General features: G+C 34.1%; 11 protein-coding genes. 6 read left to right on the top strand and 5 right to left on the bottom strand.

Annotated features, from left to right (window positions below):
* Nucleotides 1–2: 2 nt before the first annotated feature.
* Together purB and IPN31_08185 are read left to right on the top strand one after the other, a co-directional pair.
* Entirely contained in the window at nucleotides 3–1,355 is a 1,353-nt protein-coding gene (gene purB / locus IPN31_08190; protein MBK8681869.1) for an adenylosuccinate lyase, read from the top strand.
* 2 nt (nucleotides 1,356–1,357) lie between these two features.
* Nucleotides 1,358–1,570: a hypothetical protein gene (locus IPN31_08185; GenBank protein ID MBK8681868.1), complete on the top strand. Its 213-nt coding sequence runs from the start codon at nucleotides 1,358–1,360 to the stop codon at nucleotides 1,568–1,570.
* On the opposite strand, the gene IPN31_08180 is transcribed toward IPN31_08185, so the two are convergent.
* Nucleotides 1,508–2,614: an ABC transporter permease gene (locus tag IPN31_08180; GenBank protein ID MBK8681867.1), complete on the bottom strand. Its 1,107-nt coding sequence runs from the start codon at nucleotides 2,612–2,614 to the stop codon at nucleotides 1,508–1,510. The two genes, IPN31_08185 and IPN31_08180, sit on opposite strands and share 63 nt — an antisense overlap.
* Between IPN31_08180 and IPN31_08175 the strand changes: the two genes are divergently transcribed.
* Together IPN31_08175 and IPN31_08170 are read left to right on the top strand one after the other, a co-directional pair.
* Nucleotides 2,613–4,010 carry a DUF1343 domain-containing protein gene (locus IPN31_08175; GenBank protein ID MBK8681866.1) on the top strand — a complete coding sequence of 466 codons (1,398 nt, stop codon included), beginning with the start codon at nucleotides 2,613–2,615 and terminating at the stop codon, nucleotides 4,008–4,010. The two genes, IPN31_08180 and IPN31_08175, sit on opposite strands and share 2 nt — an antisense overlap.
* Nucleotides 4,010–4,933: a methionyl-tRNA formyltransferase gene (locus IPN31_08170; protein ID MBK8681865.1), complete on the top strand. Its 924-nt coding sequence runs from the start codon at nucleotides 4,010–4,012 to the stop codon at nucleotides 4,931–4,933. Before IPN31_08175 ends, IPN31_08170 begins: the two co-directional genes overlap by 1 nt.
* 83 nt (nucleotides 4,934–5,016) lie before the next feature.
* Here IPN31_08170 and IPN31_08165 read toward each other — a convergent pair whose 3' ends face one another.
* From IPN31_08165 to IPN31_08155, 3 genes are all read right to left on the bottom strand, one after another.
* Nucleotides 5,017–5,838, bottom strand: a complete 822-nt coding sequence (locus IPN31_08165; GenBank protein MBK8681864.1) for a hypothetical protein — start codon at nucleotides 5,836–5,838, stop codon at nucleotides 5,017–5,019.
* A gap of 362 nt (nucleotides 5,839–6,200) precedes the next feature.
* Nucleotides 6,201–7,007, bottom strand: a complete 807-nt coding sequence (locus IPN31_08160) for a hypothetical protein (protein ID MBK8681863.1) — start codon at nucleotides 7,005–7,007, stop codon at nucleotides 6,201–6,203.
* A gap of 99 nt (nucleotides 7,008–7,106) precedes the next feature.
* Nucleotides 7,107–8,063, bottom strand: coding sequence for a magnesium transporter CorA family protein (locus tag IPN31_08155; protein MBK8681862.1), 957 nt, complete (start codon nucleotides 8,061–8,063; stop codon nucleotides 7,107–7,109).
* A 163-nt stretch (nucleotides 8,064–8,226) separates the two neighbouring features.
* Between IPN31_08155 and IPN31_08150 the strand changes: the two genes are divergently transcribed.
* Nucleotides 8,227–8,769 carry a hypothetical protein gene (locus tag IPN31_08150; protein ID MBK8681861.1) on the top strand — a complete coding sequence of 181 codons (543 nt, stop codon included), beginning with the start codon at nucleotides 8,227–8,229 and terminating at the stop codon, nucleotides 8,767–8,769.
* On the opposite strand, the gene IPN31_08145 is transcribed toward IPN31_08150, so the two are convergent.
* Nucleotides 8,770–9,561 (bottom strand): diaminopimelate epimerase, encoded by a 792-nt coding sequence (locus IPN31_08145; GenBank protein ID MBK8681860.1) that lies wholly within the window; start codon nucleotides 9,559–9,561, stop codon nucleotides 8,770–8,772. It abuts the gene before it with no gap.
* Nucleotides 9,562–9,682: 121 nt separating this feature from the next.
* Here IPN31_08145 and IPN31_08140 point away from each other — a divergent pair, with 121 nt between their 5' ends.
* Nucleotides 9,683–11,137 carry a trypsin-like peptidase domain-containing protein gene (locus IPN31_08140; GenBank protein MBK8681859.1) on the top strand — a complete coding sequence of 485 codons (1,455 nt, stop codon included), beginning with the start codon at nucleotides 9,683–9,685 and terminating at the stop codon, nucleotides 11,135–11,137.
* Nucleotides 11,138–11,352: the final 215 nt, after the last annotated feature.

The raw sequence follows: 11,352 nt of genomic DNA, 5'->3' as shown, positions 1-11,352 counted from the left end.
ATATGGCAGAAAATGATTTAATGAATATCTCGCCGATTGATGGTCGTTATAGTGGAAAAGTTTCTGAGCTTGCTCCTTATTTTTCAGAATTTGGTTTATTTAAGTTTCGATTATATGTGGAGATAGAATATTTTATTTCGTTGACAGAAATTCCATTGCCACAACTTTCTTCTTTTGATCCGCAATTGCGTCCGCTATTGCGCAATGTTTATAAGAAGTTTGATATCACCGAATGTGCTAAAATAAAAGAGATAGAAAAAACTATCAATCATGATGTGAAGGCGGTGGAATATTATATCAAAGAATATTTTGAAAAATTAGGGTTGCAGAAGTATAAAGAATTTATACATTTTGGGCTTACTTCACAGGATATAAATAATACTGCAATACCGATTAGTTTTCGTGATGCAGTTATTGATGTGTATTATCCGATGCTGGAAGAAACGGTTGCAATTTTAAGTGATCTCGCAAACAAGTGGAGCCAGATTCCGATGCTTGCACGCACACATGGACAAGCTGCTTCACCCACAATGGTAGGTAAAGAAATACGGGTATTTATAGAGCGATTAAATGCACAACGACAATTATTAAATGCCATTCCTTTTTCTGCAAAATTTGGTGGTGCAACAGGAAATTTCAATGCGCATTTTGTTGCGTATCCGGATATTGACTGGATTTCATTTGCAGATGAATTTGTTTCTTCAAGATTAAATTTAGTGCGATGCAGATACACTACTCAAGTGGAACATTATGATAATCTTGCTGCAAGTTTCGACGGCTTAAAACGTATCAACACAATTCTGATTGATTTATGCAGAGATATCTGGACCTATATCAGTATGGATTATTTTAAGCAAACAGTGAATAAAGATGAAGTAGGTTCCTCAGCAATGCCACATAAAGTAAACCCAATTGATTTTGAAAATGCAGAAGGTAATCTCGGAATTGCTAATGCGATTTTTGAACATTTATCAAATAAACTTCCGCTCTCCAGATTACAACGTGATCTCACTGACTCAACAGTATTGCGCAACATCGGAACGCCGATGGCTCATACAGTTATTGCATTAAAATCAATTCAAAAAGGATTAAAAAAATTAGAAGTGAATAAGCAAAAAATTCACGACGATCTGGATAATAACTGGGCAGTAATTTCTGAAGCCATACAAACTATTTTGCGCAGAGAAGGATATCCTAAACCTTACGAAGCGTTGAAATCATTAACAAGAGGTAATGCAAATATTACAAAAGAATCTATCCAAAAATTTATTGATACTCTGGAAGTAAGCAATGAAATAAAAGAACAGTTGCGCAGTATTACCCCATTTAATTACACAGGCTTCCGATACTTCTGATTATGTCCGAGCTTAAAGAAAATATTGATTATTACATAGATATTTCCGGACTTTTAGTTTTCACTGAAAAATATTTATTAGATCGAGGGTATTGTTGTAACAATGGATGTAGGCATTGCCCTTATAAATCCAATGAGAACAATAATTCAGAATTAATTAAACCGAATAGCCTTCACCGGCCTAATACGGGAAATGATAACGGAAGGAATAAGTAAACAGATAAGACAAACAACAAATGTTCCTGCATTTAGTAATGTGATTTTATACCAATCTATCGCAACCGGAACTGTTGAAACATAATACGATTGTTCGGGTAATGTTATTATTCCAAATTCTTTTTGCAAAAAGCAAATACCCAACCCGAGAATATTTCCAAACAGTAATCCGATAAAAATGATGTAAGAAGCATTGTATAAAAATATTTTTCTTACCGACCAGTTTGTTGCACCAATAGATTTTAAGATTCCAATCATTTGTGTACGGTCTAAAATTAAAATAAGCAATGAGGTAACCATATTAATGATTGCAACAATCAGCATCAAAATAATAATAATACGTTCATTAATCTTTTGCAGATTTAACCAATCGAATATTCCGGGTATGATTTCATAAATAGTTTGCACTTTCCAAAAAGGATCCGCTTCAGTGTCCAGCACTTCCTGTATTTTATCAATATTATTAATATTGTTTACAAAGACTTCATAACCTCCAATTTGATTGGACTGCCAATTATTTAAACGTTGTACTTGTTTTAAATCCATTAATGCAAACATTCTGTCAAACTCTTCGAGCCCTGTATTATAAATTCCACACACACGCAATTTTCGAAAGCGCTGCACATAATCACCATCTTTTTGCTGATCCACAAAATGCAGAATAACACTGTCGCCGATTTTAAATTTCATTCTGTCTGCAATAGAGCGTGAAAGCATAATATCACTGGAAGTGCTGTCTGCAGAGATCTGCAATGGCTCACCACTTACTATATACTGATTAAAATGATCCCAATTAAAATCATAGCTGATACCCTTAAAAATTACACCTTCAATATCCGTAGCAGATTTTATTATACCGGCTTTCCTTGCATACACCTGCACATGCTTCACACCATCTGTTGATTGAATGTCCTCAATAAATTTTGGCTCTAATACAACTGGCAGGTCGTCATAAGAATTGCGCAAACTTTCTTTTGCAATATTGATATGCCCCCAAAAGCTATACACCTTTTCAGAAATAGAATTGCGAAATCCATTTACCATGGAAGTGGAAATAATCATTACAGATAAACTCAGTGTAATTGCGATACGTGCAATAATTACGATTAACCGTGAAAAAGATCTCGGTTCCCTGCGTATAATTCTACGTGCTATGAATAACTCAAATCGCATTCAGACAACAACCACTATTTTTACGACGTTAACTTGCATAATGTACACATTTATTTTCTGCATAATAGCTTGCCTGAACTATGGTTGTAAAAATAGCAATTCCGCAACGGAAGCAAATCTTGTATTTGCCGAAAAGGAAATTGCATTTTTTGATACTGATATAATTACAGGTGCTGATCAAACGGAATTATATCTTCCGCTGCTCATTGATAAGAAAATAGCCGTAGTGGTAAATCAAACTTCAATGATTAACAATACGCATTTGGTGGACTCCTTGATTAAAAGAAGTATCCAGGTACAAAAAATATTTGCACCGGAACATGGCTTTCGTGGCGACCATGATGATGGGGCTTCGGTACAAAATGGAAAAGATGTTTCTACCGGTATTCCAATTATTTCATTATATGGTACGAATAAAAAACCTACTGCGGAGCAATTAAAAAATATTGATTATGTAATTTTTGATATTCAGGATGTGGGAACAAGATTCTATACTTTTCTTTCCACCATGCATTATGTAATGGAAGCTTGTGCTGAAAATAATATTCCCTTACTTGTTCTTGACCGGCCCAATCCAAATGGATTTTATGTGGATGGTCCTGTATTGAAAAAAGAGTTCAATTCATTTGTAGGCATGCATCCAATTCCTGTTGTTCATGGAATGACGTTTGGCGAACTTGCGCAAATGATTAATGCAGAAGCTTGGTTAGCAAATGGTGTACACTGCGATTTAAAAATTATATCCTGTAAAAATTACGATCATACTTCATTGTATAAATTACCGATAAATCCTTCACCGAATTTGAGGAGCATGGAAAGCATTTATTTATATCCCTCATTATGTTTTTTTGAAGGCACCAATGTTTCGGTAGGAAGAGGAACAGCAAATCCATTTCAAATTTTCGGATCACCCTATTATCCTGCAACTGATTTTTCTTTTATTCCAGAAAGTAGTTTTGGATCATCGTCACCACCATTTAAAGGAGAGCATTGTAATGGTTTTGATTTAACCAAAAATTCAAATACTGCACTCATTCAACAAAAGCTATCATTGCAATATCTCTTACAGATGTATGCGGGATTTACCAATAAAGAAAAGTTTTTCCTGACTAGTGGTTACTTTAATAAACTCGCAGGAACGGATGAATTAAGAATTCAAATTGAAGCAGGTTTAACAGAAGAAGAAATACGCTTAAGCTGGCAGAATGATTTGGTGGCATTTAAGCAGATGAGAAAAAAATATTTATTATATCCCGATTTTGAATAATGGCTGATAGATTAAAAATTGTATTTATGGGAACGCCGCAGTTTGCAGTGTCTTCGTTAGAGAAATTAATTCATGAAGGATTTGATATTGCTGCTGTAATAACTGCACCAGATAAACCCGCAGGTCGTGGATTAGTATCCACTGAATCACCGGTAAAAAAATGTGCGATTCAACACGGAATAAAAATTTTACAACCGACAAATCTAAAAGCCCAATCCTTTATTGATGAATTAAAACAATTACGTGCAGATTTATTTGTAGTAGTTGCTTTTCGAATGCTTCCTGAAATTGTTTGGGACATGCCGGAATTGGGAACCATAAATTTGCATGCTTCTTTGTTGCCTGATTACAGAGGGGCTGCACCCATTAATCATGCAATTCTAAATGGTGAAACTGAAACCGGGTTAACCACATTTTTTTTAAAAAAAGAAATTGATACGGGTGATATACTTTTTACAAAACCTATTGAAATACTTCCAGATGATAATGCAGGAAGTTTGCATGATAAAATGATGTTGGCAGGTGCTGAGTTATTATTTAAAACTGTAAAAGCAATTGAGTCAAGAAGTTTTAATACAATGCCACAACACAAAAATTCAAATAAAACTGCTCCAAAAATTTTTAAAGAAGATTGCAAAATTGATTGGAATAATTCTTCACAAACCATTTATAATTTCATTCGTGGATTAAGTCCTTACCCAACAGCCTGGACAATATTGGAAGATAAAACACTGAAGATATTTTCAGGAAAAATAATATTCGATAAAACTTCGCAATCACCGGGCAATTACATTACGGATGGAAAACAATATTTACGCTTTGCCACTGCTGATGGTTTAATTGATATTACTGAATTGCAATTAGAGGGCAAGAAAAAAATGTCGGTTACTGATTTTCTGAAAGGTTACAGATTTAATAAATAAAAAATCCCGCACCACGACGTGCAGGATTTTTGTGTTTCTACTAAAGCCGAATTCGAATAAAAAGTTGGTGTGTTCTTATTCTATTATTTCTGTAAGGCATTGAAATCGCTTTTGGAAAATCCAGTCGCTTTCATTCCTTTTGATTCGTCAAAATATAATACCATTCCGTTGGCGGCATCAATCACTTGTTTACTGTTCTGGTAATTTAGTCCTGATTTAAAATTCTCCACAATCACATACGCCACATTATCAGATTTCTGAAATACAATTGTTTGCATCTGTTCCGGACTAACAATAAATACTTCTCCTGAATACAATTCTTTTATCGCATCTAAGCCTGCAATATTTTTATCCAAATCATCAGAAGAAATATATAATGCTTTTGTTCTTACAATGTTCACTCTGGAATTAGCAGCATCACTATAACTTGCAAAATCCATTTCTTCTTGTTCTTTCGCAAGCTGAAAACTTATTTTATCCTGAAGTAAATGCACTGCATTATCCATATTACCTTCCACTGAAGTTTCAGCTACAGGAACACCGGTAATATTTACCCGGTACGCACCGCTGCGTACCAGGTAAAATACCTGTATTGTGTTTTCATATACAAAAGCGTTTCCGTCTATCCCTTCATTATGGGATAACATGATAAAGAGGTTATCGTGGGAAGTTTTAATTTCCTGATATTCCTCTTTAGAAATACATTTAATTGCAGAGAGCGTCCAGTTTTGCTCAAAGCTTTTTTGAATTACATCATTTGTCTTCTCATCATTATTTAAAATCACATAAACTGTTGAATCAATACGATCAGATAATTCATGTTTGTCAGAAGTGCTTGCTGCTTGAAGTGTGTGTGTGTGCAGTGCAATTATAATAGCGAGATAGCAGATTGAAGTAAATTTCATTATTTATTGATTGATTAAGCAAGGCAAAGTTGTGGCGAAATACTGGTGGTGGCAATTCGCAACAATCTGTCAATTTCGGTACATATCCTTCTGTGACAGCCAATCTATAATACCCTTATCATCATTGAATTTTAGGTATAATTTCCAAAAGTCATTAAAAATTTTTGTGGGTGATAAATTTGTAATTCGTGACTGCGGGAAATAGTCTTTATATTTTATTAAAAGTATTTAAACCCTTTGAGGTAAGCAATCTACTTCTTTTATTCAAATGAATTTGTGAATACAAGTTTTAATTTATCCACAGAAATAAAAAAGGCTGCCTTTTCAGGCAACCTTCTTAAGTCTGACAATTTGCTTAACCCTCAATCTGCCAGTTTCTTCCAATCTTTTTTACTGAATCCTTCCGGTTTTATAGTAGTACTTTCATTTGTAAAAAGTACCTGACCATTGGATGCATCTATTATTTGTTTTGTATTCACATAAGTAAACCCTGACGTCGCTTTATTGTTTACAATAGCATAAACAATATTTGACTGGCTGTTAATTAAGTCTGCCAACTCTGAGCGACTTAATACTACCAACTCTCCCGAATATAATTCATTCACCATTTCAACTGTCAGACCTTGTTTGATATCCTCGTCTGCAATATAGAGTGTTTTTAATTTTACAATGTTAGTTCGATATTTTACTTTTTCTGAATAACTGTTGAATGCAGTTTTATTCTCGCCTTTACTAATTTCAAATTGCACTTTATCCTGTAAACCAAGTACTGCATTTACATAGGAAATAGAAGAGTCGTCTTCATCTTTTTTAATAACCGGTGTACCAGCTACCTGTGTAATCATTTTCCCCCCTTTAGAAAAATGTACTATGCGAATTACTTCATCATAAACCACTGTGCCTAATTCCACACTTTGCGATTCATTCTTTACCAGAAAGAGATTAGCATTTTCTTTTTTAAGATTAGTAAATTCCTCTTCCGTAACAAATTGATAGTTGTTCAAACTCCAATACTTATTTATTGCTTGTTGGATGCCCGAATTATAAGCCGGATCATCATTGTAAAGAATTACATGTATTGGACTTTCGTACAGTTGAGATTGTATGTCATTTGGAATGGCTAATAAAGCCACCAAGCACAAGGTGATAGTTAGGAATGTATGTTTCATGTTGGTTAAGCATTAAGTTCAAGTACAAATATATACATGAATGCAATACAATGCAATAGGTAATGCTTGTTAATATTTATTAAACAACAAGAAATGTCTTTAAAACCAACGGATTCGGCGGAAAATATAATAGAGTAAAGCAGATATTGCAATGGACACGATAATGATAAGAGTGAAGGCATTACTTTGATTTTCGAACGGCAGTGGTTCCAGATTCATACCGTAAAAACTTGCAATTAGTGTAGGTACCATTAAAATGATTGTTACTGATGTCAAACGCTTTAATACCATATTCAGATTATTTGAAATGATACTTCCAAAGGCGTCCATCGTTCCATTTAATATATTGGTGTAGATGTTTGCCATTTCAAGTGCCTGACTGGAATCAATAAGTATATCCTGTAAATAATCGCTTTTTTCTTCGTGTTCTTTTATGCCTAATAAATTGGTGCGTGAAAGTTTCATCATTAATAATTCGTTGGCACGAAGGTCAGTTACAAAATAGACAAGCGACTTTTGGATATTGAGCAATTTGGCAAGTTCTGTATTTCTGGAACTATCCATTAATTCCTTTTCAATGAGATAACGTTTCTTGTTCATTTCATTCAGGTATTGAATAAAATAAAACACATTTTTCTCAAAGATTTTTAGAATTATCATATCCTTATCTCTGGGATCCAAATGTTTTATAGCTATAGAAAAGCACCAGTCAATCACACGATTTTGTGCGGAGGAAATAATGATATTATGATCTTTAGTAAGAATAATTCCAATAGGGATAGTGATATAAAATGCATCGTTATCAATGGAATTCTCCAAATCATTTTCAATAGGTGTATTAATCACAATCAATTTCACATTATCATCCACTTCAAAACGTGAACGCTCATTTATATCTATAGAGTCTAAAAGGAAGTCGATCGGGATATTAATACTTTCGCTGAGTGCAGCTATTCTTTTATGGTCGAATGGTGGGTAAACGTTGATCCAACAGTCTTTTACAGGCTTGTCAATTTCTACAATATTATTCTGTTCTTTGATGTAGTATTTGATCATGACTGGCCATGTAACGTTTAAAAATTTGGAACGGGGCAAAGATATACTATTAAAATTAGCAGCCACAATAACAAATTGCAATGATTACACTTCACAGATATTGAAATGTACAGAACGAATTAAATGATATTTTTGCAGCGACAGATATTTAATTAAACTTTTGATGAAAGAACAGGCAATGAAACGATTACTACCCGTATTATTTTTTATCAGCATGCAATTTCATGCGAAGGCTCAATTCGATATTCAATATCTTCATGAGATAGGTGTAGGTGCAGCATTTAATGAATTGGTTGCTTATCCCAATATTCAATATTCACCACGCTTAAATTTATATAAATTCACAAGTCGTTCTACAATATCCATTGATGCTCGCATTGGTGTTGGCTATGCATTTGAATCCGGTACTTATGTGCAAGAGAATTATCCGTTATTGTATGTTCCGGGAACTATTAATTTTAATTCGGGTGCATGTGCTACCCGCACTACCGATGATTATTTAGGATTTTATTTTGGCGGTGGTTATGGTTATGAAAATGCCTGGAATAATTATGTGATTCATGGTCCGGTTATTAATGCCGGGATGCGACTTTATTTAGGCACTTCACCTTTTGATTTAAATGTTTCTTACTTATTTGATTTAACAAATCAGAAGGCCCCCATTTTTGGATTAGGAGTGCATTGGGTTATGAATATGCTGAAGTAGTTATAATTGCAATTCTATTTGCCCTTCAAATACAAACACTGCCGGGCCTATTAACCAAATATCTGTAAATTCTGTTTCGGATATTTTATTAAACTTTACTTGTAAGTTTCCTCCTCTGGTTTCTACATCAATTATATGCACACCATTTTCTAAATGTATTTCATTGCTCAACATAAGTGCAGCAGCAGTAACTCCTGTTCCGCAAGAAAGTGTTTCATCTTCCACTCCCCTTTCATACGTTCTCATTATTATTCCATCATTATTGCGTTGCACAAAATTCACATTGATTCCTTCGGTTTTATATTTTTCGCTATAACGAATTTCTGCACCTTCTTTTTTTACCGGAACTGCTTCCACTTTTTCTACAAATGCTACATAATGTGGTGAGCCGGTATTTAATTCATAATATGCAAGATAGCGGGACGCCGAATTTACATCCGACATTTTTAATCGAATATTTTCACCATCAGATTCTGCTAAATGTTCTCCATCAATTGCCAAAAATTTGTATTGAGATTTTTTACCAATCATCATTTCTGCAAATTGTACTAGACATCTTCCGCCATTACCGCACATTGTACTTTCTCTACCATCAGCATTGAAATACACCATTTCAAAATCATACTCATTTTTTTCCTGAAATAACATAACCCCATCTGCACCAATTCCAAAATGTCGATCACACAGAAATTGATATAGGGAAGTCATGTCTTTTTTAAAAAACATATTGCGATTATCCAGGATAACAAAATCATTTCCTGTACCATGAAATTTATAGAAATGAATCTTCATTAATTTAGCAAATAATAAATTCCGTTAAATTTTGTTAAGCGAAAATACATCAAAACAAATGCAACCGTTTGTGCATTGTATTTGTTAGAAAAAGAAATTGAAAAAAAATTAAAACAGTAACATGAATACCAAACAATTTTTCACCACTGCATTGGTAGCCATTCTAGTAAGTGCTGCTACCTTTTTCGCACTCGATACTTTTAGAGGAGAGATTCCAATTACTAATAATTCAAATTCCGGGAATCCTTATCAGTTTGCAAATATGTCATTCCCTGTTGCGCCAAGTGGGATGGCGCCTGTCGATTTTACCTATGCGGCTGCAATTTCGACACCAGCTGTTGTACATGTGAAAACAACCTATAATCGCAATGCAACAAATGCAAACAATGATGTGATGAAACAATTTTTCGGAAATGATTTCTTTTGGGATGATGGCTCCTTAAGATCTCAGGAAGCAAGTGGTTCGGGAGTAATTGTGGATGCGGATGGATATATTGTTACGAATTTCCATGTGGTAAAAAATGCAGATGATATTCAAGTAGTGTTATATGATAACCGCACACTTTCTGCAGAATTAATAGGATCTGATCCTTCAACAGATATTGCACTTTTAAAAATTGCTGAAAAAGATTTACCTACTATTCAATATGGTAATTCTGATTCTTTGCGTGTAGGCGAATGGGTGCTCGCTGTTGGAAATCCTTTTGATCTTGCTTCTACTGTTACGGCAGGTATTGTGAGTGCAAAAGGAAGAAACATAAATATATTAGGTGAAAATACGTCTGCTCCTGTTGAATCTTTTATTCAAACGGATGCTGCTGTAAATCCGGGAAATAGTGGTGGTGCATTAGTTGGTATTGACGGTAGATTAATTGGAATAAATACTGCCATTGCAACACCTACAGGTACTTTTGCAGGATATTCCTTTGCAGTGCCTGTAAATATTGTAAAAAAAGTAGTGAGTGATATTCGCAATTACGGAATGGTACAAAGAGCGTATATCGGTGTGGAAGTGGATGTTACGAAACAAGATCTCGGTGGTGTTTTTGTTTCTGGTGTTCTTCCAAACTCAGGAGCCGATAAAGCGGGTATTCAAGCAGGTGATATTATTACACATATAAATACTGCACCAATTACTTCGTTCCCAGCATTACAAGAACAAATAAGTAAATATGGTCCCGGTGATAAAGTAAATGTAGATCTGTTGAGAAATAAAGAAAGAGAAAATGTAATTGTTACTCTAAAAAATAAAGAAGGCAATACAGATATTATTGTAAAAGAAACAAATGTAAATTTTGATAATCTCGGAATTGAAACCGAAGAAATTTCTTCTAAAGAAGCAAGCTATTATCAACTGTCCGGTGGTGTAAGAGTTACGGGAATAAAAAATGGATTTATTTCTCAGCAAACACGCATTCGTTCGGGTTTTATTATTACTGGTATAGATGGTGTTTCAATAAAAGATAATAATGAGTTGGTGAAGGCGTTGAAGGACAAAACAGGAAAAAGTATAATAATTGAAGGAATTTATCCAGCTTATCCGAACAAAATATATAATTATGGGTTAAGCTTATAGAATCAAGTTTTTAGGGTAATTGGGTTTTCAGGTTGACCCCGCCACGGTTAAGAAACACGGGCGGGGTTCTTTTTTACTAGAACTTTTTCTTTCTCCAAAATAAAAATTTTATCTCCCCCTAATTTTAATAAAATAAAAATTTTTCTGGAATAAATAGAATTTTAAATTCCGGAATTATCATCGAGTAATTCTTTCTGAAATCTTCTCTTTTCAAT

The sequence above is a fragment of the Bacteroidota bacterium genome (genome assembly GCA_016715425.1).
GTDB lineage: Bacteria > Bacteroidota > Bacteroidia > Chitinophagales > BACL12 > JADKAC01.
The sequence above is the reverse complement of the archived record's forward strand: the minus strand, read 5'-3'. Positions and strand labels throughout refer to the sequence as shown.